A 23205-nucleotide genomic window follows, 5' to 3' on the forward strand; every position below is an offset into this window, starting at 1 on the left:
TTGCCGGCCCGGTTGGAAATCCGGGAACGTCAACCGGGAAAACATGCGATTTCAGCGGTGAGCCCGTGGATCCATCCGGACGTTTGGAGGGGGCAAGCGTCAACTGCAGGCCAAGTGGCAACCGGGCGAATACATTGCCAGGGCTTCCCGCACGCTTTAACGCGTATTGCGTGATAAATGCGCCGGTCAAAAGTGCGCGGCTAATCCAAGCTGCCCGACCAGAAAATGCCAACCACTGCGATCTGTCGGGGATCACCCCAAAAGACGGGACTGGTCAATTCGGGGGGGCCGTCTGGCGGTAGGCGGTCGTTGGACGACTTCTGGGGAAACAAATTCAAAGCACGTCCTCGCAGCCACCTCAATCGATGCTGCCTGCTCGACCTACCGAAGACTGTGTTGCGCCTGTCTATCAATTCAGACGCAGATCTAGCTCTGCATTTCAACGGGGCTACTATCTGATCATGATGGCTGTCGGGATCCAACAGGCCCGATCTTTGAAGTGGCCGAAAACTCCATATGCTTCAGCGAATGATTCTGAGACGAAAGCTTTCGGCAATCATCTGAGGTGTATTAACCACATTGAGCTTTCGCTGGATGTTCAAAATGACATTTTGAATGGTTCGATGGGATCGTCCGAGAATCGTTGCGATCTCTATTGCTGTTTTGCCTGCGGCACACCAATGGATGATTTCGCGCTCTCGCGTTGTGATCATGGGTAAGGCCTGAATTTTTCGACTGGCATCATTCCCAATTTGGGCGCGGAGCAAGCTATGCGCGTAAGCCGCCATCAGATAGAGCGCGCTTCGGTCGCAGGTTGAGAGCTCTACCTTTTCCGCTCCAAAACTGACAATCGATTGAAACCCAGCGGCAGTGTGTAAAGGAACGCTGAAGCCGTCAATCAACTTGAATTCGCGTGCCTCATCCATGACACGACGGCTCTGCCGATTGAGTTTTTGATCTCGCAGAGCTTCCGACCAAACAAATGCGTGATCACATGTCTTGCTAAGATGCACTATGGGGTCGGCGTGGACATAATTGTTTTCACGATAGCGATCAAACCACCCGACTGACCAATTGCCCAAAACGAAATAGGGATCAATTCGCTCAGTAGGCGAGGGGATGCCGGATATCGCGAAATAACTAAACCCGAAATATTGTGAAATTTTTCCAAGTAAGAGTAACACATCGTCTTTGCTCTTTGCGCTGGCTGACTCTGACAGGAAATCGAACACCAGATTCGAGACCGCTGAGGATTCTTCCTTCACGACAACCTCCCGGTTCGGCGCAAGATTAACTTCCTCACATCTAAGCAGTGAGTGTCCAGTTCCGTGGGCAGCGAAACTCTGAAAACCATATTAGATACCCTTGATGCATACAACCAAAAAGCGCATTCTCGGCAAACCGTTTGGCGCCGCTCGTCTAAAAACAGTTCGAGCCGTCAATTTTAACCGAGTGCGTCAGCCCGATCGCCATAGCTACGCATTCACCCGGAACCGTGCGGCAGACGACTGACAACTTCGAAGCAGGGCCTGTCGCAAATTTTGGCGCTCAACGGTATGTTGACATGGGAAGAGAGATTGCCGCTCCGAAAGTTGTGGAGCGAGCCGATGATTCTGAGTGCTACTGCCGAAAAGCTGAAGCGGCAATCGATGGATGATTTCAAGGCCGGCACTTTTCAAAGCATGGCCGATCGCGCTGGCGGTTGCCTTGTATCTGGGTTTGCTCAATGCTTCAGACGAGTTCGTCAGAAGCGAAAGTTTAGGCCCGCTTCAATTACATTATCGTTGAGGTCGGACTTCGAGCTGATGCCTCCGCTCGTGGTCGGGACGGCGTTGTTAATGACGTAGTTGTACTCGATCTTTGCCGACACGCCACCCGAAAACACGTGCTCGACGCCGCCGCCGAAGAGGTAGCCCTTTTTCCAGCTACTCGGTCCGGATTTCCACATGTCCGATCCGGATGCGGCGTGGCGGCCCTCGAACTCGGTCGTTGTGACGCCCGCGGTGCCGTAGACGAAAGTGCGGTCAAAGCCCAGGCCAGCCTTCGCTTTCGCGGCACCGCGGAAGCGGCTTTCCACCTTGCCGCCGGGCACACGCACTTCGTTGTTCATGTAAGAGCCTTCGAGTTCTGCGCCGAAAACGCCCGATCCGGCCTGGAAATTGTAACCTACCTGAGCGCCCACTGCTGGGGCGCGATCATTGTTAAACGGGCCGAATTTGGAGGCCGCGACACCTCCGTGAAGACCGGCGTAAGCCCCGGCCCACGAGAAGGTTCCCGGTGCGCCATAAGAGAGCGCGCTCGGAACCCTGTGGTCAGCTAGATCGGCCGCCGACGCGCCGCATGCCATCAGGGTCGAGACGCCTACGGAGAAGATTTTTCTTTTAATTGGCGACATATATAACTCCATAACGAGCGAAGCTAACATCCGGTGCTGGGCTGGACGCCCAAAGGTCTGCAAACCCCGCCTGACCCCCGGAGAGGGCATCATGAGCTTCCATGAGAAAAGCCAGATCGCTGGACTGGATCAAGTTTCGCATCGCGTCCGTTGGGTCTTGTGTCGACCCGACGCTCTTTGGGACATAGGAGGGGTTGTCCCTGCTGTGCCGGAGCCTATCTCCTGGACCATAGCCCCCGACGTTCCTCCCTGCGACAGCCCTTCGCCTGTTGAATATTTCAGCATGGTCATACCTTTTTCATAAGTCGACTCTCTACAATTGGCCGATTAAAGACAAGAGACGCAGAGGATATATTTAATAATATATTTGTTTATCTTACGCCAGAGAACGGTAGTGCATTGATAGCTCACCATTTAGTGGAAACTATACGGAAATATATTTCCGAATATTTTATTGTTTATTTTCCAGCTGGTGGCACAAGCATTTGCCGCGCCAACAAACTTAGGCTCGTACAACGAAAGCGCGACTGTAGCTGAGCTTGTGCCACGACAGAATTCACGACGCTCGTCCGGGCGGCCAGATCCGCAGAGCGTCCCTGCAACTCCTGGTCCAGGAGCCTGTAATCCGCAGTGATATGATCGTCGGTCAGCCGATGGGTGGGGCCGAGCGGCTGCCGACCCGCGGTGCGATGCCCGATCCCGAGGCCGGTTCAGCCGTCTGGGCAACTCGCGAGTGATGGGTGAGACCCCCGTCCGACTCCCACCCCGCCGTGTTGGGCTCACCGTTGGTGGAGAAGCGTGTCATAGGGACGCGTCGGGTCGGCTTGAGGATATTCACAACATTGACGGCGTCGTCGCGACCAGTATCTCTGCGCTGTTCCTGCGGGTGATCAGCATCGCCAATTTGTTCTTCCTGAACGGTTGCGGAAGCCCAGATCGTTACCGCCGAAGCGAAGATACTCTCCACCGAAATCGCGATTGCGGCCACAAGTTGTTCGAGCTGGCAGGAACGCGTTCAACCCTTGCAGAGCACGGGCTTGATCGCCACTGACGCAACGCCCGCACCCATACTCTGCATGACCCGGTCCGCTGGAAGTACGCCATTTTGGGTAAGTATTTCCTGAATGGCGAGAAGCCACCGCTCCATGCCTGGAGCTGAGGTTTTCGATCTGCAAAGCACCCTGAGATCAGGTGCTCTGCAGATTTGTCTGCAACGTATACGAGGGGGAAGCTTTCACCTTCGTCAACGAGGTGTCGCGGACATTGTTGCCACTGCTTGGCTGCGGATTGTCATAGCCCTAAGTCGTTTTCATATTCTGCCGGCCCACGACAAAAGGCGGACCGTTCGGCCGAGATAAACATTGCGGCATCCGTCACTCAAATCGTTCGTATCAAAACAATGGATTTCACTAATTCGCTCTCAGAAAACATAAGGGGCACTGGCAACTTCGGCTGCCTCATAAGGAGAATATGCGATGATGATCAAAGGCAACAGCCCCTTTATTATTGGATCCGATGACTACGACACAATCTATGGACGCGAGCTCAATGAGTGGATCAAAGCCGGCGGCGGCGATGATCGAATTTGGGCTGAAGGCGGCCACGACAGCATCGAGGCCGGGGACGGCCATGACATTGTCTGGGCCGGGGATGGCTCAGACGCAATCAATGGCGGTGATGGTGACGACGTCCTGTATAGCGACGGCTCATACGTCGCCTTCAACCCGTTCGAACAGCGCCGCGTAACACCACATAGCGGCGAGAGCGACGACTGGCTCGACGGCGGAAAGGGGAAGGATATCCTAGCGGCTGGTGACGGCGCAGATGTTTTGACTGGCGGCGAAGACGGTGACGCCTTCGTGTTTCGTTTCCACGATCCTATGGTTGGAACAACGCACTGCTATACGACTGTGACGGATTTCGACCCGAAGCAAGACCGTTTTGTCATGGACGCCAGTGACTTCGGTAACGGGAAACTGTTTGGCGCAAATTTCATCAACCATTCGAAGGGTTTCCCGGGCGAATTTGTGGACACTTTTTACAATGGCGAGGCCGCGAAAGCGCATGGTCAGCACGTTGTGGTAATCACTGATCGAGGGTTCACGTCCAGCTCTGCCGCCGCTACCGCTATTCAAGGCGAAGCCCGCGGTGACATTATTGTCTACCATGATGAAAAAACTCTCGGTCAGGATGGCAAAACTCACGGTGCGACACTGGCCTATGTCGATTCTGCGAACCACGCGCATGCCTTCGCTCATGTCGACAATCTGCATGACGTGTCGAACCTTACCTCACTTACGGCGGAAAATTTCGGCTTCATTTAATTCGAAGATCCGAGGAGCGCTCCACCCTTGGGGCGCTTCACTTTTCCAACGTGGCGCAGTACGGAAACTAGAAACGACGTGCTTTTTTGATCGAATGCACCGGCACGTGAACAAGGTCCAATGATCGTGTCCACGGGAGTGGTGTAACTGACGGCTGATGGCCGTGCTTTCCGACATGGGTCGGAGCGGATATCAGCGAGCCACAGCGGGCAGGCTGATTTGGGGATCATCGCTCATTTGAGCCATGGTCTCAAGGGTCATATACCTGGCGCGTTGGACGGCCCACTCGTCGTTCTGTTCGAGCAGCAGCGCGCCCACGAGACGGACGATCGCCTCGTCGTTCGGAAAGATACCGACCACCTCGGTGCGTCGCTTGATTTCGCCATTGAGACGCTCGATTGGATTCGTCGAGTGCAGCTTTGCACGGTGCTCTTTCGGGAAAGTCATGTAGGCGAGCACGTCTTCTTCGGCATCGTCCATGATGGTGGCGAGCTTCGGCACTTTCGGCCTGATCTGATCGGTAACACTGCGCCATTGAGCACTTGCTGCCTCCGACGTCTCTTGGGCGAAGGCCGTTGCGATGAAAGCGGAGACGACCCGCCTGCCGCTCTTTCCGGCGTGGGCCAGCACGTTCCTCATGAAGTGAACCCGGCATCTTTGCCAGGTGGCATTCAAAACCTTCGTGACAGCAGCCTTGAGGCCTTCATGGGCATCCGAGACGACGAGCTTCACGCCGCGCAATCCTCGGCGTGTCAGCCTACGCAGGAATTCCGTCCAGATCGGTTCGGCCTCCGACGTGCCGACCTCCATGCCTAGGATCTCGCGCCGGCCATCGCTGTTCACGCCGACAGCGATAATGACGGCGACGGAAACGACACGTCCGCCGCGCCGAACTTTGAGGTAGGTCGCGTCCACCCACACGTATGGCCACTCGCCTTCAATCGGCCTGTCGAGGAAAGCCTTCACCTTGACGTCGATCTCTTCACACAGCCGGGACACCTGGCTCTTCGAAATACCGCTCATGCCCATGGCTTTGACCAGATCGTCGACAGAACGGGTCGAGATTCCCTGGATATACGCTTCTTGGATGACGGCCGTCAGAGCCTTTTCCGCCATGCGACGGGGTTCAAGGAAGCTCGGAAAGTAGCTACCCTTGCGCAACTTCGGAATGCGGAGTTCAACGGTCCCGGCTCGCGTCTCCCAATCGCGGTCGCGGTAGCCATTGCGTTGAGCAAGGCGCATCGGGTTCTTCTCGCCGAACTCAGCACCGGCAGCTGATCCGACCTCCAGCTCCATCAGCCGCTCGGCGGCAAAGCCGATCATCTCACGCAACAAATCTGCATCGGCGCTCTTCTCAACAAGCGAACGCACGTTCATCATATCATTGGTCATCGGTGGTCTTTCCGTCAGGTTGGTCTTCAACAACCCGACCCTAGCGGAAAACACTGATGGCCGCCCGCAAACCCAATCACCCGCTACAGCGCTATGAAAAGCGCGCGGGCGCTCGGCTTTGCTACCTCCCGCCACCTACACCACGTGCCGGGACACGATCGGTCCAATGGCCGGTCGCGTGCTGTCCAATGTCGGCGTTGTGTTCAACCGAAAAGACGCGACCTGGTCGATATGATCGTGAGATGCTGGCGGAGTTTCTCTGCTGCTGAAGACCAGCGTGGTATCAGGAGCGACGCCTGCGTAGCGTCCTCTTCTGTACAGGCTCGCCAAGCAATTCCATCTTAGTGAAAGTCCGCGTCGAGGGCCTTAGCAGGATTACGTCCCGTTTCATGGCTGCATGGCGAGGGGCCCACGCGGTCACGTCCTTTCGGTGGTGGTGCGTCTTCCGTCGAGGACGGTTGGCAGTTGCCGTTACCAGTGCTGTCAACATACTGGCGTTGGCAACAGGCTTCGGTGATCTGCTCGGCCGGAAATTAGCAGCCGTTACTTCAACAATCATTTACGTTGAATGAGCCTAGTCATCTCGCTGACAACGCTTTGCAAGATGTTGCGCATCATGCAGTCTGCCGCTTTGCTAGCGGCGCAAGTCTAATCAACCGGCCGAAGCAATAGGCGTTCGCAAGGTACGTTCGCAAGGTACGATCGTAAGGAAAAACAGACGCTTAATGGAAAACAGCGCGTAGGCTCATGGGGATGCTATTCGTAGACCAGGCAACTGGGGCAGGCTGGCGTCAAATCCCTTTAGGCCTGTCGTTCGGGTCAAACTGAATGATCGTGATCCAATTGGCAGTGAGTGCCGGTCGGTTTTCGTTCTCGATCTCGACCGTCACCTCATAGGTGGTCACCAGCATGCTTGCGCCGCGAAATTGACATTCAGAGAGAACGAAGCGGCCGCGCACACGGCTGCCGGTCCTAACCGGTGACATGAAACGCACCCGGTCTAAGCCGTAGTTAAGGCCCAGGGTCTGCTCGCGGATCCTTGGCATGCCGCTGAAGTTCATCGCCGACAGAAGCGAGAGTGTCAAGAAGCCATGAGCGATAGTGCCACCAAACGGGCTTTCGACTGCAGCGCGTTCCGGGTGCACGTGGATGAATTGATGATCGTGTGTCGCATCGGCAAAGAGATCGATTGTAGTTTGATCGACGGTGATCCATTCGGATTTGCCGAGTTCCTGGCCAATTCGCGACGGCACGTCGGCGAGCGAAAGTTCGTGCATTCGACCTCACTTATTTGATGTCTGATCAAGTCGTGGATTTTCCCGGAGGCGAGTTGCGATCTAATCAATCGTCACAATCATTCGACTGTGACTGACTTAGCTAGATTCCGCGGCTGGTCCACATCTGCCCCCATGACCACCGCCGTGTGATACGCAAGAAGCTGTAGCGGCAGAGAAAAGATCATTGGCGCGATAATCTCCTCGACATTGGGTAATACGATAGTGTGCATGGTGGGGAGTTTCGACATCGAAGCTCCCGTCTCATCTGTGATCAGAATGATGCGGCCGCCGCGGGCGGCCACTTCCTGCATATTGGAGACAGTCTTGTCGAAGAACCGATCATGTGGCGCGATGACGATGACTGGCATATTTTCGTCGATCAGGGCGATCGGACCATGTTTTAATTCTCCTGCCGCATAGCCTTCAGCATGGATATAGGAAACCTCCTTGAGCTTCAGCGCACCTTCCATGGCCAATGGGAAATTCGTGCCGCGGCCGAGATAGAGCACGTCGCGATAATGCGACAATTCCCGTGACAAGAGCTCGATCTTCGGCTTGATGTCGTTCAGCACCCGTCGCATAACGCCTGGTAACGTCGCCAGGCTTTGGACGAGCGCTTGTTCCTCGTCGTCCGTGATTGTGCCCCGCGCCTTGCCTGCGCCGATGGCAAGTGCAGCGAGAACAGCAAGCTGGCAGGTAAATGCCTTGGTAGAAGCAACGCCGATCTCTGGCCCGGCGAGGATCGGAAAGATGGCATCTGCCTCGCGGGCAATAGTAGATTCTGGGGTATTGACGACAGCGCCTATTCTCAGACCTTGTGCTTTGCAATAGCGCAGCGATGCAAGCGTGTCAGCCGTTTCACCAGATTGAGAGATGAAGAGCGCTGCCGACCGCGGAGACAATGGGATTTCTCGATAGCGGAATTCAGAGGCGACATCAATTTCAACCATTAACCGTGCGTAGCGCTCGAACCAATATTTGCCAACCAGCCCCGCTAGATATGCAGTGCCGCAGGCAGAAATTGCGAGGCTCTCAACCCTGGCAAATCCGATGTCGGCTGCAATGGCTTTGACATGATTTTCGTTGACATCGATGTAGTGACCAAGAGCGCGGGCGATGACCTCGGGTTGCTCGTAGATTTCCTTGTCCATAAAGTGCCGGTGATTGCCCTTGCAGACCAGGTCGGCGGTAGCAATCGATATGTGCCGCGGGCGCGTAACGACTTTGCCTTCGATATCGAAAACTTGGACACTCGTTTTGCCTACTACAGCCCAATCGCCATCGTGCAGATAAGTGATGTCATTGGTGAACGGAGCAAGAGCGATCGCGTCGGAGCCCAGAAACATCTCACCATCGCCATGGCCTATCACTAATGGTGGCCCATTGCGCGCCACCATAATGGTTGCGGGATCTTCCTCAAACAAAATGGCAAGAGCGAAGGCGCCGTTAACGCACTTCAGCATGGCTTGCATTGCTTCAAGACATCCCATGCCATCCTGACGGAATTTGGTCAGGAGATGCACAATCACCTCGGTGTCCGTATCGGTCTTAAACTTGACCCCTACCTTCGCCAATCCGTCCTTCAGCTCGGCAAAATTTTCGATGATGCCGTTATGAACAACGGCTACGCCATCGGCAAAGTGCGGGTGAGCGTTGCATTCTGTTGGCGCACCATGCGTCGCCCAGCGCGTGTGGGCGATGCCGACGGTGCCGCTCAGGGGCTCTTTTTTCAATCTCGTTTTAAGGTTCACGAGTTTGCCTTCTGCGCGGCGTCGGTGCAATTCTCCCTCGAAGATCGTCGCAACGCCGGCTGAATCATAGCCACGATATTCCAGTCGCTCCAAGGCTTCGATCAGCCGCTCCGACACGGGCTTCCGTCCGACTATGCCAACAATCCCACACATGCTCGTCACCCACGTCCCAAGAGCCCCCGCCCGGTCATCAGGAAGGCGGACGCCGCTCGGTGCGGGTCCTCCAGGGGTGCTAATAAATCCAAACAGATTAGTAAAATTGATTGTTGCAATAGCTACCATCCACGATATGGATGTCGCGCACTCGGGTTTCGTCGATTAGACGCTGCAGGCAGCGTATGGTGCCTTCTGCAAAGTGTCGATGATAACTTACGCCCGGGTGTTGGGCGCCTACCTCTAAAAATGTTCGAGCCAACAGGAATTGGTATTTGCCGACGACATGCCGCGCGCATGTCCATTCGACACGATCAATTGTCTTTCATCATGCGCACGGACTGAAAGACAATTCGTTTTTCTGCGCGGTATGTGTCTGCGGGTTGACCCTAAGTCGTAGTTGCCCCTTTGCATGCAAACGTGATCACGAATCGGCCAGCAGGACCGCCCAGCCGCATTTGCAAAGAGGTTGGCGTCAGAGTGCAAGTGCCGACAGTTGGAACGGCAAGGACGGCCAGAGGTTCCGCTCGCACAAGCAAAGAAGCTACCCCTTACGCAGGATTTACCCCAACGCCTGCTTTTATGATTTCGGCAAGCGTCCACCAGCCTTGACCCGAGCTGGATTTCCCATGGCCGTGCTTCCTGCAGGAACATCTCGCGTGACCACACTACCAGCGCCAATGACAGCGTGGTCGCCAATTGTCACGCCCGGGAGAATGATTGCTCCACCGCCAATCCAGGCGTGCCTGCCAATGCTGACAGGTCGTCCCAACTGCAGTCCAGCCTGGCGCTGCTCTGGATCATGTGGATGGTCCGCGGTGTAAATCTGCACAGCAGGGCCTATTGCGGTTCCGTCACCGATAGTTACCGCTGCCACGTCAAGAATGACGCAGTTGTAATTGATGTAAACCCAAGCTCCGACCCGGATGTTAAACCCGTAATCGCAGTGGAACGGCGGACGAATAACCGCTCCAAGCCCGACTGCTCCCAATCGTTCTAAAAGGAGCGCATTCCACCGCTCGGCGGAGTCGCCCAGCGTGTCATTATACCGCTTCAACCAAGCCCCGGTGAGGAGCAACTCGGCTTGGATCTCGGGGTCCGCTGCGTTGTACATTTCGCCTGCCAGCATCTTCTCTTTTTGGCTGCTTGTCATCGTACACTTCTCAGATCTTGTTCGCGGGAGGACGGTACTTGAGTGCGACTACTTCGCGACCAAGCTAGCTAGCACCTGGCACGATATCGGGCGTAGGCGGAGGTGGAATTGATAGTAACACTCCTTGTTCGTGGAAGAAAAGGATGAGGCGTCAACTTTAGTCGACCGGCGAGCCGAGTGAGAACTCCGGCGACGAAAATAGTCAGGCTCCAGCTCCCGCGACACATGGTGAAAGCTGAATAACGTGGCTGCGCGGAGGAACATTTTTCAGATGCGCGAGTATCTGCGAAACTGCAGCAAAACCTCGCTAACGGGAATCGGCGGCGCCCGCCTCAGGCATTTTGCCGCTGGCCTTACAAGGGTTCAATCATGACGATCTTCACTTCATTGCACCTGCTTGAACGCAAGGACAGCATTCATGCCGCCCATCGCGAAGGCGTTGCTCATGGCCACGCGCACCCTGCGCTCTCGGGGCACATTTGGCGTGATGTCCAGATCACAATCGGGGTCTGGCTCGCGATAGTTGGCCGTCGGCGGCACGACATCTTCTTGGATCGCCATAACGCAAGCTATCATTTCGAGCGCACTTGCTGCCCCAAGGCAGTGCGCGTGAGTGGATTTGGTGGAAGAGATGGACATCGATCGAGCATGGTCACCGAAGACGCGCTTAATCGCCATCGTTTCGATCTGATCGTTGGCCTTGGTGCCGGTGCCATGGGCGTTGAGGTAGTCTACATCCTCGGGATTTAAACCCGCATCAACAAGGCAGGCGCGCATCGCCGCCTCCGGCCCATGCACAGCTGGTGCAGCGATGTGGTAGGCATCGGCGGAAAGGCCAATGCCGGCGACCTCGGCAAGCATCGTTGCACCGCGGGCGGCGGCATGCTCATAACTTTCCAGCACCGCCATGCCCGCACCCTCGCCCAAAACTAGTCCTTTCCTGTCGGCGGAGAATGGCCGGCAAGTATCTGGAGCGAGTACGCGCATTGCTTCCCATGCCTTAAGCACGATCCACACGAGTGGCGCGTCGCTTCCTCCAGCTAGCATAACGTCCGCCCTACCGAGCTTGATCTGGTCTACCGCTGAAGCGATCGCATGGTTGGCCGAGGCGCAGGCGGAGGTGGCACCGAAGACTGGCCCCCGCAGCCCGAGGTTCATGCTTACTTGACAGGCAGCCGCGCTAGGCATTGCCTTTACCCCAGTGAATAGCTCAGTGCGGGTCGCGCCGCCCAGTAGGAGGGTGCGGTAGGCCTTCTCGGTAGCGTCCCAGCCGCCAAAGCCAACGCCCACTGTCGCGCCGAAACGGTGGGCATTTCCTTCATCGCACGAAAGGCCGGCCTGTAGCATGGCTTCTTTAGCTGCAAGCACGGCAAGCAGGCTGAAGCGGTCCATGGAGATGAGCTGCTTGCGATCAATGTCGTGTTGAGGCAGCACTTTGATCTCGGTCCCGATCATCCCCTTCAGCTCATGAATCTCTGAGTTTGAGATCGGGCCGATGGCGGAGCGGCCTTCGCGCATCTCCGTCCAGATAGAGGAAGCATCGGTGCCCAGTCCGCACAATCCGCCCAATCCGGTGATAACGACGCGCCTGTCCATTCAGACCTCCTTGGTGAGCAAGCCACGGACGGCTTCCACCACGTCGCCGATATTGTTGAGGTTCGACCAGGCATCTGCCGTGTTCATCTCGATCTTGATGCCGTAGATTTGCTCCAGATCCCAAAGGACATCGGCCAAACCCAGCGAATCGATGCCAAGCGAAGTCAACTCCGTGTCAGTCGTTATTTCGCCGAGCGCTACGGTCGTTCTCTCGCCGTTTTCAGCTTTGACGAGCTTATTGATCGCACTGATAATTTCCAGTGTGAGTTGATCAGCCATTTGTGTTCCTTTCCATCATGCCTAATTTCGACAAGCCGCCGGCCTTGCGAGAAGACCCGATCCAATTGCTGCTAACATCGGAAGATGTTCCGGCTCGTCTGTTAAGTGATGACAGAACCGACAAAATTACCGAACCTCACCGCGCGGCTGCCTTGCTATGGATCATATGAAATGATTGGTAAAATTGATTGTGTGGATCAAAAGCATCCACGCCATGGATCGTGGCTCAGCGCATTGCGCGGCTGAATTCATTAGCCGGCGGCGTTTCAAACCCTCCAGGAAAAGCGTGATTACGCGGATCGAAAGTATTGAGCTTTGGCCCTTCCCGGGCCGGCGCGTTATCAGTGCGGCGCAGGAAGCATGTGCGGGAGGTCGATGAAGTCGCCGTGGCGTGATGCTGGTTTTCAGCATTGAGCCGAACATAAATGACAGGAATAAAGTTTTGAATCACTTTGCATTAGGCCAGGTAAAGCATACATGGCACCTTCAGGTAGAAACGATCGCTCTCGGCACAATGGCTTAAATCGCTGGATGAGCTGAGGCACCGGGACCCGCCTATAATGCGTTGCCTCGTTAGGGGACCGAATGCATCGGTTCCAATGATCAGCGCCCATCTAACTACTGGGGCTGTGGAATGAACCCGGGGGTGCCGCTTACGACGTGCAACTTTGCATCTCAGATTCCATGCGCGAAGCCTCTTTGATCATAATCTTGCGCATCCATATGTTTCCAGGATCAGTGTTGTGAAGAGCCGGCCATTGGACAGCCTCAGTGAACGAAAGCAGTGGCAAAGGATGCTCGATGATCCGTAAGGGGATAGTTTGTTCGTAATGTTTGACCAGCCGGAGCGGGATGGTTGCTATTCGGTTAGTGCCTGACAGCAACGGCGGGATCAGGTTAAACCCCGGCACGACGAGTTCAATACGCCTCTTGAAGCCGTGCTCCAGCAATAACCATTGCTCAACAGAAGGCTTAAGACCACGTCCGAACTTAGCCGCAACATGCCCCATGGACATATATTGCTCCAGGGAGAGCTTCCCTGGCAGCTGCTCGTTCGTAGGGCAGCCGACACACACCAGTTCCTCTTCGAAAAGCCTTGCTTTTGGGTGGGCGCCAGACATGAACAAATCCGGAAGGATCAGAAAATCAACATCCCCACGGCGGAGAAGCTCCTCCGGATCGTCGTCAAGTGGCAGCAACTCGAAGCTGACCCCCGGCGCCTCTCGAGCTAAGCGCAAGATGATCTTGTCGAAGAAGACCAGTGCCATGAAGTCTGAAAGGATAATTCTGAATCGGCGGTCGGACTCCGCAGGGATTATTGGATCCCATGCGATGACGGAGAGCTGAATATGCAAGAGAGCATCGCGAACAGCGGGGGCGAGTGCCTCCGCACGCGGGGTCGGAATTAGCTCCCGTCTCTGCATAATAAAAAGCTCGTCGTTGAAATAGGCGCGCAACCTGGAGATGGCAGCGCTCATGGCGGGTTGGCTGAGGTTGATGCTGCGTGCCGCTGCTGTGAGCTTGCGCTCGGTCATTAGAGCGTCGAGCGCTACAAGAAGGTTGAGATCAAGGCCTTTAAAACGCATGAGTGTATATCCATTCCATAGATGATTGCCATCCAAACAATCAATTTTACCAATCTTTCGGATCACTTATAGAAAAGCCGGAACTTGATCAATATCAAGGCCGGGAACGAAAAATCGAAATGCCGGGCAAGGGCCCGATTTCAATTCTTTACTTCTCCTAACCGCTCGATTGTCTAACCGGCAATCCAATAGTCATGCGCAACAATCTCGCGCGGCTTTGATCGTGGCTGGGTGAAGGAACAACGTGGAGCTTTTGCATGTCTTCTGAAGTGCGATGGAAAATATGCTGGGAAAATGAGCTGGAAGCTTCAGACCACGCGGAGCTCGCTGATTTTTTTTGCAAGACCTATGGGCCGACGGGAGCTTTCAATGCCAAGCCGTTCGAGACTGGCCGAAGCTGGGGTGGTGCGAGGCCCGAACGCCGCGCAATCGCATATGACTCGCGCGGTGTCGCTAGCCACATGGGCTTGTTACGCCGCTTCGTAAGGGTCGGTACGACTGATTTGCTTGTGGCCGAGCTAGGCCTGTACGGAGTGCGACCGGATCTAGAAGGATTAGGCATCGCTCACTCGGTCCGCGCTATGTTTCCGGTTCTGCGCGAGTTGAGCGTTCCATTTGCTTTTGGAACAGTTCGCCACGCCATGCGGAATCACATGGAAAGATACTGCCGAGACGGAACCGCCAATATGATGACGGGGCTGCGTGTGCGCTCCACGCTTCCAGACGCGCATTCCGACCTGCCAGCCACGCGCACTGAAGATGTCCTCGTATTGGTAGTTCCCGTCGACCGTCCGATGACTGAGTGGCCTGCGGGCTCGTTGATTGAACGAAACGGGTCGGAACTATGAAGCGGCCTGCCTATATGAGCGAAGTACCGGTCAATCACACAAACGGACCGGAAGATCGCTGCGTTTACTTGACGTTCGATGATGGTCCCAATCCATTCTGCACGCCGCAAATCCTTGATGTTCTAGCTGAGCACCGCGTCCCGGCAACATTTTTTGCTATCGGTTCCTACGTGAAGGATCACCCGGAACTCATTCAACGCCTTGTGGCGGAAGGTCATGATGTCGCCAATCATACCATGACGCATCCCGACCTCGCCACCTGCGATCCCAAGGATGTGAAACGTGAAATAGACGAGGCGCATCAAGCTATTGTCTCGGCCTGCCCCCAAGCCCGGGTCCGGCACTTACGAGCGCCTTACGGGGCGTGGACTGAAGACGTGCTCTCAGCATCGGTGAGGGCTGGACTTGGAGCCGTTCACTGGTCGGCCGACCCTAGAGATTGGTCTTGCCCGGGCACCGATGTGATCGTTGATGAGGTGCTTGCTGCTGCTCGGCCTGGGGCAATCGTACTTTTGCACGACGGGTGTCCTCCCGATGAGGTTGAGCAATGCTCGCTTGCCGGACTGCGTGACCAGACGCTTTTAGCACTCTCTCGAATTATTCCGGCACTGCATAGCCGCGGATTCCAAATTCGTTCACTTCCCTGAAACACTGGACAAACGAGAAACCATGACCCTGCTCGCAACAACCAGCATCGCCGCCGTCTCGCTTTATGCAATGCTCTCCACTGTTTATAAGAGCGCGCAGGTCTTTCATGCTAGGCGGACAACGATCTCAACAACACCTGCGAAAGATATCGACGCCACCTCTGTGCCAAGCGTTGATGTCATTGTGCCGTCCTTCAACGAGGACCCAATCGTTCTTTCGGAATGCCTCGCGTCGCTTGCGGAACAGGATTATGCCGGACAATTGCGCATCTATGTAGTCGACGACGGTTCCAAAAATTGGGACGCGGTTGTGGCTCAGCGCGCTGTCTATGCAGACGATGAGAGATTCAACTTCACAATTCTCCCTAAAAATGTTGGAAAGCGCAAAGCGCAAATCGCCGCTATCACCCAGTCCTCTGGGGATCTCATCTTGAACGTGGACTCAGACACCACGCTCGCCCCCGACGTCGTCTCCAAGCTCGCCCACAAAATGCGCGATCCAGCGGTCGGTGCGGCGATGGGCCAATTGAAAGCCAGTAACCAGGGGGACACTTGGCTGACTCGCTTGATTGACATGGAGTACTGGCTTGCCTGCAACGAGGAGCGCGCGGCGCAAGCTCGCTTCGGTGCAGTTATGTGCTGCTGCGGCCCATGCGCGATGTACCGGCGTTCTGCTATGCTCTCGCTGCTGGATCAGTACGAGACGCAACTTTATCGCGGCAAGCCGAGTGACTTCGGTGAAGATCGCCATTTGACGATTCTCATGCTGAGCGCAGGTTTTCGAACCGAGTATGTTCCGAGCGCCATCGCGGCGACAGTCGTTCCTGACACAATAGGTGTTTATCTGCGTCAACAACTCCGGTGGGCACGCAGCACTTTTCGGGATACTTTGCTTGCGTTCCCCGTACTGCCTGGCCTTGATCGATATCTCACGCTGGACGTAATCGGGCAAAATGGCGGCCCTCTACTTCTTGCGCTGTCGGTGTTGACGGGTATTGGCCAGTTTGCGTTGACCGCCACAGTACCATGGTGGACGATCATGGTCATCGGCTCCATGACTCTTGTGCGATGCAGTGTGGCTGCCTATCGTGCCCGCGAGCTTAGGTTTCTGGGTTTTTCTCTCCACACGCTCGTGAATATCTTTCTCTTAATTCCCTTGAAGGCCTATGCCCTTTGTACCCTATCCAATAGCGACTGGCTGTCGCGCGGATCAGTTGCGATTGCGCCCACTGTTGGGCAGCAGGGCGCTACCAAAATGCCAGGGCGGGCGACATCTGAAATTGCCTATAGTGGCGAGTGATGATCGCGCCACCGCAGCTCAAAATTTGGGGCAACAAATGAACGGGCAATTAGTGAATTTGAAGACGACGATCGCTGATCCGCACCAGGATCATATGATCCTATCGGAGCGGCAGGGCCGTTCGAAATTTAAGGCAATAGACTCGCCGTCTGGCTCTTTGTCCGCAGTCGCAATCGACCTGGCCGGCGTTTCGAAGTCATATGGTGGTAAAGTCGTCGTCAATGACTTGTCGTTTACTATCGCCGCAGGAGAGTGTTTTGGTCTTTTAGGACCGAACGGCGCGGGAAAAAGCACGATCACCCGTATGATCCTAGGAATGACGTCGCCAAGTGCAGGCAATATCACTGTACTCGGAGCGCAGGAACCGGGCCAGGTTCGCTTGGCGCGCGCGAAAATCGGGATCGTCTCTCAGTTCGATAATCTGGACCTGGAATTCACGGTCCGCGAAAACCTTTTAGTATACGGCCGCTACTTCCGCATGAGCACCCGAGAAATCGAAGCGGTCATCCCGTCACTACTTGAATTTGCGAGACTTGAGAGCAAGGCGAATACGCGTGTGGCAGACCTATCTGGAGGAATGAAGCGGCGCCTCACTTTGGCGCGTGCGCTCATTAATGACCCGCAGCTACTCATTTTGGACGAGCCGACTACTGGTCTCGACCCACACGCGCGCCACTTGATCTGGGAACGACTTCGATCGCTGTTGGCACGCGGCAAGACAATTCTTCTGACCACCCATATCATGGAAGAGGCTGAGCGGTTGTGCGACCGGCTGTGCGTGCTTGAAGCTGGGCGAAAGATCGCCGAAGGCCGACCGCATGCCCTGATCGAGGAGCAGATTGGTTGTCCCGTGATCGAAATTTATGGTGGCGATCCGCAGGAGCTTAGTCTTTTGGTCAGGCCGAATGCTAGGCGACTGGAGATCAGCGGAGAGACCCTGTTCTGCTACACGCCTGATCCAGAGCAGGTGCGCGCGCAACTGCGTGGATATTCGGGCCTGCGCTTGCTGGAGCGTCCACCAAATCTAGAGGATGTCTTCTTGCGGTTAACCGGACGCGAGATGGAGAAGTAGACGATGGGCGTAGCAACATTACCCGCCGGCGGTTTGAACTGGCTCGCAGTTTGGCGCAGAAACTATCTGGCTTGGAAAAAAGCGGCGCTGGCATCCATTCTCGGAAATCTAGCCGATCCTATAATATACCTATTCGGGCTCGGCGCTGGATTGGGAGTGATGGTAGGGCGCGTTGACGGCGTATCGTACACTGCATTTTTGGCGGCTGGAATGATCGCGACAAGCGCGATGACTGCTGCAACCTTCGAGACTATCTATGCGGCCTTTGGCCGAATGCAGGGCCAGCGCACCTGGGAAGCAATGTTGTACACACAGCTCACGCTAGGGGATATCGTCGTTGGGGAAATGGCCTGGGCAGCAACTAAGGCGGCGCTGGCGGGCACCGGTATTGGTATCGTCGCCGCCACGCTGGGATACACTCATTGGCTGTGTCTTCTCTATGCGCTTCCGGTCATCGCCCTCACTGGCTTAGCGTTTGCGAGCCTTGGAATGGTCGTTACGGCCCTCGCGCCCAGTTACGATTACTTCATATTTTACCAAACCCTCGTCATCACACCGATGTTGTTTTTGTCAGGCGCAGTCTTTCCCGTAGACCAATTGCCCGTAGCATTCCAACAGATAGCCGCCTTTTTGCCCTTGGCACATTCGATCGATGTTATCCGCCCGATGATGCTGGGCCAACCAATCGCCAATGTCTGCCTGCATATCGGCGTTCTCTGCATCTACATAGTCGTACCATTCCTCGTGTCGACCACATTGCTTCGACGGCGGCTAATGCGGTGATGAGTGCCACTTTCACAGTAAGCGGTGCCTTGACCCCACCGTCCGGATCAGCATGTAATTGTTGACGTTGTTGCCGAACGAGGGCAAACGATCTGACGGCAGAGCTGCCGACAACAATGCCGTCCACCGCTACACCGAGTTCTGTTCTCAATAAACGCCAAAAGGTTGCGCGGCATCTGCCCGCGCTGATGGACATTCATGGGACCATCCAATGAACACTCATCCGACCACCGGAACAACTTTGACCTGTTAAGGCTCTTTGCCGCCTGCCAAGTGATGTTCAGCCACGCGTGGAATTGGCTTCACCTGGGCGATTCTTTAGACGGCACATCGGTCTTCAATCTGTTGTTTTCGGCGCCGGGTGTTGCGATCTTCTTTGTAATCAGCGGCTTTCTAGTAACGGATTCTTACATCCGCTCATCGTCTGCGGCCTCTTTTTTCGTCAAGCGGTCGCTCCGGATCTTTCCTGCACTGTTCGTCAACATCGCCATAATGGAACTTGCCCTGCTGGTGACTGGGGGACTACATGTCACTGGCATCTTGCAGTATCTGTCTTACTTCACTGTCTACATCCTGACCGCTGCACGGATCTGGGCGGTCTACTTCACCTACGAGCCCTACACGATGAGCGGCTTTTATGGCGCCTCGGACCTAAGTGGGGTGCTGTGGACGCTGACGGTGGAGCTGACGTTCTACCTCACCCTGCCAACGCTGTTGGAAATTTGGCGGCGGTGGAAACGAGCAGGGGCGCTAGTCGTTGCCGTCGCCGCTCTCGGGTCTTGGGTCATGGCGCAGCACTTCAACATAACTGATAAGTACAATCCGTTCCTGTCGGTGACAGCAGGCCCGACTTTCTGGATTTTTTCGATGGGGGTTCTTGCTCGGTTTTACTGGCATCGCGTCAGCAAGATCTTTGAAGGCAAGCTCTTGTGGTGGCTGGCAACTCATCTCGCGATAACGTGGTGGGTAGCAGGAACGTCCGCTGCGTTCATCTCGATCAACAATGCGGCGCCTGTTGATGCATTCCGAATCGCTGTTCTCGCCGGTCTAGTCCTGTCGGCAGCGCACTCATTTCCGCGCCCTAATCTGTTGCGCGGGCAGGATCTCTCTTACGGGATCTACCTCTACCATATGCTCGTCATGCACACGCTGATCGCCATCGGATGGGTCGGCCACTGGTGGCTCTGGATCGTCGAGCCGGTCGGAACCGTGGCATTAGCCGCTCTATCATGGGTGCTGATTGAAAAGCCGGCCATGAAACTTCGCACATTGCTGGTCGCCAGAAGGCTTTCCGGCGCTTAAACGGAAAGCTCCTGTTAAAAGATCGGAACTCCAGTGGAAGCTGCCACATTGGACTGTGGTGTCTGGGATGAATCGGCGTGGGTGAAGGTGACCCCATCCCAAGGCCCCGTTGGGCCAGAAGCACCACAGGGGCCGCAAGTCGTTCCGGGTGAAACTGGACCAATGCGCGGCAGCCGGGCGCTTTTGGCGGAGGAGACGCGCTAGTCCATGGTCGCTGATCAAAATAGTCAGGACTACGTGCGGCCAGAGCATCGGGTACGGATATCCTCCATTGAGCTTGACTTGGTGGGCATCTGAATCAATTCAGTGCGGAGGTAGAAGGGCTGGTCGCTCGTCGCCTGGAAGGAGCCGAAGGCCTCGGTGATAGCGGCCTGCGTTTGCTGGTTCGAAAGCTTCAGCTTCGCCGAAACTTGGGTCGAAGCGATGCTAAATTTCTCCGGATTTCGGTCCTCCGTTACATCCAGGCACGTCAGACTGAGGTGGATCTCAGCCGTGTCGGGTTGATCCAGGATGAGGCAGTTGAACGCTGTCGGCTTTCCAAATTGTTTCAGGTAGGAGCCAATGGGTTTCGCCAGTGTGGGCCTTTGGCGTTTACTGGTGCACATCGACGCAAGTTTGTCCGGCACCCCCCCAAGCGGCATTGTGCAGTTCAGCGTTTGCGTCAATTTCATTCTTCCTACCTGATAAGGGACCGTCTGCACGGCGTTCTGCCAGGCTCGAGCCTCCAGATTGCGGGAGGCATCTTCCAATAGTGTCTGAATCAAAGCTGAACAAATCTTCTCTGCGTCGAGGGGGCTATTGCTCTTGGGGCCGTTCACGAGGAAAAGAGCCGCAGCTGTTCTGGCGAAGGGGTTCATGCCAATTCCTTTCCGGAGCGCCGCGGATATCACCGAACCGATGGGATGAATGCTGTTACAAAGCTTAGGGCTTCCGCCTGGATTGCCGATTAGGCTAGCGTTGTTTCGTTGAATGGCAGCCATCTCGGATTCCTCCTGATTTACGGGCGGCCTCTTGCCGTTAGCCGCCTTCAAGGGATCGGGAACTCGATGCCCTCTATTTGGGGTGTATGCCCGCTTGCGCTTCGCATCGACGCTCATCTATCAACCTGCGCACACGCTAACTGGATAGCCTCCTCGCGTCGACAGTAACGGGCAGGCGCCTGTTCTGCGATAGGTCGGGGAGGGCTATCCGCCATCCATTTTTCAGCAATATAAAGCCGCCCCATAGGTTTTTGTGCTCAACCGAAATGATCGGTTCCTCAAGGTCTTTCTTGTGAATATAGACCGATAAGCCGACGTCAGTTCTGCTGATTGTCACTCTCATGCATGTCCCTTCTCGCTGCGCCGGATTTGGAGCTCCGGAAGCTCAGGTTGCGCGCATCGCTCACTGGATTGGATATCGGTTGTACGTGAATTTTTGACCTCAGGTTCGCTTAGGAGACCACTAGCAGCTCGTCGCATTCTTTACGATTTAGTCCGGTGGCGATCAGGCAGGGACGCAGGTCTTCGGCATCGGACACACCGAAGCGCATTGTTGCGTGTCAAACTCACCCTTGCACTCAGTACATTTTTTTGAATCCACGACGTATCCCTCACCTTTGAAACTGATCGCATCTGAGGGACATTCAAATTCGCAAGCCCCGCACTGGGTGCATTGGGATACAATGATCTTGAAGGCCATGTTTTAGCTCCTGATTCAATTAGAGGGGCCTAAAGCCGTCGGCATCGCCGGTTTGCCGCCAAACTCGGCGGCGTATAGCGCGCCAATCGCAGTCTCGATGTAATTATAGGAAAATGCGTCACTGGCTCGCACGCCAGTTTCTGCCAACCGCTTCTTTGGGCAATCGCCGATTTTGGAAGAAAGCAGAATGTCGATGCCGTCGAGTGCAACGATAGTGTGATCGAGAGTGGCCTTCTCGCCTAAACCACCGAGGCAATACTGCTCGACCTTGCGGTGTCCCACCAAGTTGATCCCCTTTCGTGAGACTGCATACACTTGGAGTTCCCTTGCCTGACCGAAATGTTCGTTGATCCGGCCGCCTCCTTTAGTCGCCACGGCAACAGCGAGGGTTCCCGAAGAACCTAGTGACCTGACTGCTTTGTTCGCGTCCAATTTTGCTGCCAGTTGATCCCCTCGCTCATGCTGGACCAGCTTGCGATAGGCCTCGCGCTTGCTGGTGTCGAATTTAACTCTGGTGGAGATCTGGTCGAGGGCAAACTCTCGCTCGCGATCATCGCCCAGCAAACCGATGGCGTCGGCCCGGCATTGTTGGCAGTGGCGCATAAGCTTAACGTTGCCATCGAGACAGTCTTGAAGTGCCTTCAGTTCGAACGGCTCCGGGCAACGCTGACCCGTAAGACCGTAATAAGTGCCATGTGAAGGCTTGGAAATCAGGGGCACCACATTGTGCATGAATGCCCCGCGATCTCTGATCCATCGGTTAACTTCCACGAGGTGCGTGTCATTGACGCCTGGAATCATCACCGAATTGATTTTGGTGAGAATGCCGCGTTTGGTCAGCATTTCCAAACCCAGCATTTGGCGCTCGTGAAGGATCCTGGCACCTTCTATCCCAGTGTATCGACGATGCCCGTGGAGTATCCATGGATAGATCTTCGCCCCGACTTCCGGATTCACCATGTTGATAGTGATCGTCACGTGATCGACGTTCATGTCAGCTAGCTCATCGACATGGTCCGGAAGCGCCAATCCATTAGTAGAAATGCATAGTCTGATGTCAGGTATTTCTCTCGCAACTCCTTCAAACGTCGCTACTGTCTTCCTCCAGTCGTAACAAGCGTCTCCCGGTCCGGCAACGCCGACTACGGAAAGCTCCGGCATTTTACCGGCGACGGCAAGCACCTTGCGTACTGCCTGGTCGGGACTCAACTTCACCGATGCGACGCCCGGGCGGCTTTCGTTGGTGCAATCATATTTGCGATTGCAGTAGTTGCACTGGATGTTGCAAGCAGGTGCAACCGCGACATGCATGCGAGCGAAATAGTGATGGGCTTGCTCTGAAAAGCAGGGATGGTCTTTGATTTTCTCCCAGATCCGCGCATCTATGTCATCCGTCACCGAAAGGCCATAGGACGAAGATACGCGGCCACCGGGCATAGCGGGAGCCATCGGCGCTCGGTGGAAGGGGGCACTGCTGCTCGTCCCGACCTTTATTTCCGGTTCCGACATTGCACTGTTCCACTGATGAGGAAAGGTTACAGCTCCGACAGCAAGCGAGATTCCCGTCGACGAGATATTATGGTTTCAGTGCTTATGTCGCCTTTAACACCCGATTCCCGCGCTTGCTGTCGGAGCTGTTTTGTAGAAATCAAGAAAGGGTCGCGCCC

20 protein-coding genes and 1 pseudogene are annotated in these 23205 nt (G+C 55.4%); 8 read left to right on the forward strand and 13 right to left on the reverse strand.

Annotated features, from left to right (window positions below; all coding sequences use genetic code 11):
• Window positions 1-521 precede the first annotated feature (521 nt).
• Both FY112_RS30095 and FY112_RS30100 read right to left on the reverse strand, forming a co-directional pair.
• On the reverse strand, window positions 522-1265 hold the full coding sequence (locus FY112_RS30095) for a LuxR family transcriptional regulator (RefSeq protein WP_151519972.1): 744 nt from the start codon (window positions 1263-1265) through the stop codon (window positions 522-524).
• 479 nt (window positions 1266-1744) lie between these two features.
• A complete protein-coding gene (locus FY112_RS30100; RefSeq protein WP_151519973.1) occupies window positions 1745-2395 on the reverse strand; it encodes an outer membrane beta-barrel protein in 651 nt (216 codons plus the stop codon).
• Between the two features lie 917 nt (window positions 2396-3312).
• Here FY112_RS30100 and FY112_RS30105 point away from each other — a divergent pair.
• Both FY112_RS30105 and FY112_RS30110 read left to right on the forward strand, forming a co-directional pair.
• Window positions 3313-3554, forward strand: a pseudogene (locus FY112_RS30105) (SfnB family sulfur acquisition oxidoreductase); the annotation flags it as partial.
• Between the two features lie 316 nt (window positions 3555-3870).
• Window positions 3871-4719: a calcium-binding protein gene (locus FY112_RS30110; protein ID WP_151519974.1), complete on the forward strand. Its 849-nt coding sequence runs from the start codon at window positions 3871-3873 to the stop codon at window positions 4717-4719.
• Window positions 4720-4911: 192 nt separating this feature from the next.
• On the opposite strand, the gene FY112_RS30115 is transcribed toward FY112_RS30110, so the two are convergent.
• The 7 genes from FY112_RS30115 to nodD1 all read right to left on the reverse strand — a co-directional run bounded on the left by FY112_RS30115 (window position 4912) and on the right by nodD1 (window position 13906).
• Window positions 4912-6111, reverse strand: coding sequence for an IS256 family transposase (locus FY112_RS30115; protein WP_151519975.1), 1200 nt, complete (start codon window positions 6109-6111; stop codon window positions 4912-4914).
• A 791-nt stretch (window positions 6112-6902) separates the two neighbouring features.
• Window positions 6903-7388 (reverse strand): MaoC family dehydratase, encoded by a 486-nt coding sequence (locus FY112_RS30125; protein WP_138386457.1) that lies wholly within the window; start codon window positions 7386-7388, stop codon window positions 6903-6905.
• 77 nt (window positions 7389-7465) lie between these two features.
• Complete coding sequence (glmS, locus tag FY112_RS30130) at window positions 7466-9292, reverse strand: glutamine--fructose-6-phosphate transaminase (isomerizing) (RefSeq protein WP_138386456.1); 1827 nt, start codon at window positions 9290-9292, stop codon at window positions 7466-7468.
• Between the two features lie 580 nt (window positions 9293-9872).
• On the reverse strand, window positions 9873-10445 hold the full coding sequence (gene nodL, locus FY112_RS30135) for a nodulation O-acetyltransferase NodL (RefSeq protein WP_017958622.1): 573 nt from the start codon (window positions 10443-10445) through the stop codon (window positions 9873-9875).
• Window positions 10446-10829: 384 nt separating this feature from the next.
• The gene (locus FY112_RS30140; RefSeq protein ID WP_151519977.1) at window positions 10830-12041 is read right to left on the reverse strand and encodes a beta-ketoacyl-[acyl-carrier-protein] synthase family protein; all 1212 of its coding nucleotides are present in this window, start codon (window positions 12039-12041) and stop codon (window positions 10830-10832) included.
• The gene (locus FY112_RS30145) at window positions 12042-12320 is read right to left on the reverse strand and encodes an acyl carrier protein (protein ID WP_077988156.1); all 279 of its coding nucleotides are present in this window, start codon (window positions 12318-12320) and stop codon (window positions 12042-12044) included.
• Between the two features lie 653 nt (window positions 12321-12973).
• Entirely contained in the window at window positions 12974-13906 is a 933-nt protein-coding gene (gene nodD1, locus FY112_RS30150; protein ID WP_151519978.1) for a transcriptional regulator NodD1, read from the reverse strand.
• A gap of 257 nt (window positions 13907-14163) precedes the next feature.
• On the opposite strand from nodD1, the gene FY112_RS30155 reads away from it, so the two are divergent.
• The 6 genes from FY112_RS30155 to nodX all read left to right on the forward strand — a co-directional run bounded on the left by FY112_RS30155 (window position 14164) and on the right by nodX (window position 19858).
• The gene (locus tag FY112_RS30155; protein WP_017958626.1) at window positions 14164-14754 is read left to right on the forward strand and encodes a NodA family N-acyltransferase; all 591 of its coding nucleotides are present in this window, start codon (window positions 14164-14166) and stop codon (window positions 14752-14754) included.
• Entirely contained in the window at window positions 14751-15401 is a 651-nt protein-coding gene (gene nodB, locus FY112_RS30160) for a chitooligosaccharide deacetylase NodB (RefSeq protein ID WP_017958627.1), read from the forward strand. Before FY112_RS30155 ends, nodB begins: the two co-directional genes overlap by 4 nt.
• A gap of 22 nt (window positions 15402-15423) precedes the next feature.
• A complete protein-coding gene (gene nodC / locus FY112_RS30165; RefSeq protein WP_151519979.1) occupies window positions 15424-16701 on the forward strand; it encodes a chitooligosaccharide synthase NodC in 1278 nt (425 codons plus the stop codon).
• 37 nt (window positions 16702-16738) lie between these two features.
• Window positions 16739-17773: a nodulation factor ABC transporter ATP-binding protein NodI gene (gene nodI, locus FY112_RS30170; protein WP_151519989.1), complete on the forward strand. Its 1035-nt coding sequence runs from the start codon at window positions 16739-16741 to the stop codon at window positions 17771-17773.
• Window positions 17774-17776: 3 nt separating this feature from the next.
• On the forward strand, window positions 17777-18556 hold the full coding sequence (locus FY112_RS30175) for an ABC transporter permease (protein ID WP_138386454.1): 780 nt from the start codon (window positions 17777-17779) through the stop codon (window positions 18554-18556).
• Window positions 18557-18754: 198 nt separating this feature from the next.
• A complete protein-coding gene (nodX, locus tag FY112_RS30180) occupies window positions 18755-19858 on the forward strand; it encodes a nodulation protein NodX (RefSeq protein WP_151519980.1) in 1104 nt (367 codons plus the stop codon).
• A 233-nt stretch (window positions 19859-20091) separates the two neighbouring features.
• Here nodX and FY112_RS30185 read toward each other — a convergent pair whose 3' ends face one another.
• From FY112_RS30185 to nifB, 4 genes are all read right to left on the reverse strand, one after another.
• A complete protein-coding gene (locus FY112_RS30185; protein ID WP_246700783.1) occupies window positions 20092-20838 on the reverse strand; it encodes a glutamate acetyltransferase in 747 nt (248 codons plus the stop codon).
• 136 nt (window positions 20839-20974) lie between these two features.
• Window positions 20975-21181: a putative nitrogen fixation protein NifT gene (nifT, locus tag FY112_RS30195; RefSeq protein WP_017958633.1), complete on the reverse strand. Its 207-nt coding sequence runs from the start codon at window positions 21179-21181 to the stop codon at window positions 20975-20977.
• Between the two features lie 162 nt (window positions 21182-21343).
• Window positions 21344-21538, reverse strand: a complete 195-nt coding sequence (locus tag FY112_RS30200; protein ID WP_017958634.1) for a 4Fe-4S binding protein — start codon at window positions 21536-21538, stop codon at window positions 21344-21346.
• A gap of 15 nt (window positions 21539-21553) precedes the next feature.
• The gene (gene nifB, locus FY112_RS30205; protein ID WP_151519981.1) at window positions 21554-23047 is read right to left on the reverse strand and encodes a nitrogenase cofactor biosynthesis protein NifB; all 1494 of its coding nucleotides are present in this window, start codon (window positions 23045-23047) and stop codon (window positions 21554-21556) included.
• Window positions 23048-23205: the final 158 nt, after the last annotated feature.

This window comes from Rhizobium sp. PEPV16 (assembly GCF_008919455.1).
In the GTDB taxonomy this organism is placed as follows: Bacteria; Pseudomonadota; Alphaproteobacteria; order Rhizobiales; family Rhizobiaceae; genus Rhizobium; species Rhizobium leguminosarum_Q.

What these genes read in the sequence shown, in the direction of transcription:
- FY112_RS30185 (WP_246700783.1), bottom strand. Translation starts at nt 20,838, where the DNA reads ATGGCTGCCATTCAACGAAACAACGCTAGCCTAATCGGCAATCCAGGC.
- nifB (WP_151519981.1), bottom strand. Translation starts at nt 23,047, where the DNA reads ATGTCGGAACCGGAAATAAAGGTCGGGACGAGCAGCAGTGCCCCCTTC.
- glmS (WP_138386456.1), bottom strand. Translation starts at nt 9,292, where the DNA reads ATGTGTGGGATTGTTGGCATAGTCGGACGGAAGCCCGTGTCGGAGCGG.
- nodC (WP_151519979.1), top strand. Translation starts at nt 15,424, where the DNA reads ATGACCCTGCTCGCAACAACCAGCATCGCCGCCGTCTCGCTTTATGCA.
- FY112_RS30100 (WP_151519973.1), bottom strand. Translation starts at nt 2,395, where the DNA reads ATGTCGCCAATTAAAAGAAAAATCTTCTCCGTAGGCGTCTCGACCCTG.
- FY112_RS30145 (WP_077988156.1), bottom strand. Translation starts at nt 12,320, where the DNA reads ATGGCTGATCAACTCACACTGGAAATTATCAGTGCGATCAATAAGCTC.
- nodL (WP_017958622.1), bottom strand. Translation starts at nt 10,445, where the DNA reads ATGACAAGCAGCCAAAAAGAGAAGATGCTGGCAGGCGAAATGTACAAC.
- nodX (WP_151519980.1), top strand. Translation starts at nt 18,755, where the DNA reads ATGGGACCATCCAATGAACACTCATCCGACCACCGGAACAACTTTGAC.
- FY112_RS30125 (WP_138386457.1), bottom strand. Translation starts at nt 7,388, where the DNA reads ATGCACGAACTTTCGCTCGCCGACGTGCCGTCGCGAATTGGCCAGGAA.
- FY112_RS30140 (WP_151519977.1), bottom strand. Translation starts at nt 12,041, where the DNA reads ATGGACAGGCGCGTCGTTATCACCGGATTGGGCGGATTGTGCGGACTG.
- nodI (WP_151519989.1), top strand. Translation starts at nt 16,739, where the DNA reads ATGAACGGGCAATTAGTGAATTTGAAGACGACGATCGCTGATCCGCAC.
- nodB (WP_017958627.1), top strand. Translation starts at nt 14,751, where the DNA reads ATGAAGCGGCCTGCCTATATGAGCGAAGTACCGGTCAATCACACAAAC.
- FY112_RS30175 (WP_138386454.1), top strand. Translation starts at nt 17,777, where the DNA reads ATGGGCGTAGCAACATTACCCGCCGGCGGTTTGAACTGGCTCGCAGTT.
- FY112_RS30200 (WP_017958634.1), bottom strand. Translation starts at nt 21,538, where the DNA reads ATGGCCTTCAAGATCATTGTATCCCAATGCACCCAGTGCGGGGCTTGC.
- nodD1 (WP_151519978.1), bottom strand. Translation starts at nt 13,906, where the DNA reads ATGCGTTTTAAAGGCCTTGATCTCAACCTTCTTGTAGCGCTCGACGCT.
- nifT (WP_017958633.1), bottom strand. Translation starts at nt 21,181, where the DNA reads ATGAGAGTGACAATCAGCAGAACTGACGTCGGCTTATCGGTCTATATT.
- FY112_RS30155 (WP_017958626.1), top strand. Translation starts at nt 14,164, where the DNA reads ATGTCTTCTGAAGTGCGATGGAAAATATGCTGGGAAAATGAGCTGGAA.
- FY112_RS30115 (WP_151519975.1), bottom strand. Translation starts at nt 6,111, where the DNA reads ATGACCAATGATATGATGAACGTGCGTTCGCTTGTTGAGAAGAGCGCC.
- FY112_RS30110 (WP_151519974.1), top strand. Translation starts at nt 3,871, where the DNA reads ATGATGATCAAAGGCAACAGCCCCTTTATTATTGGATCCGATGACTAC.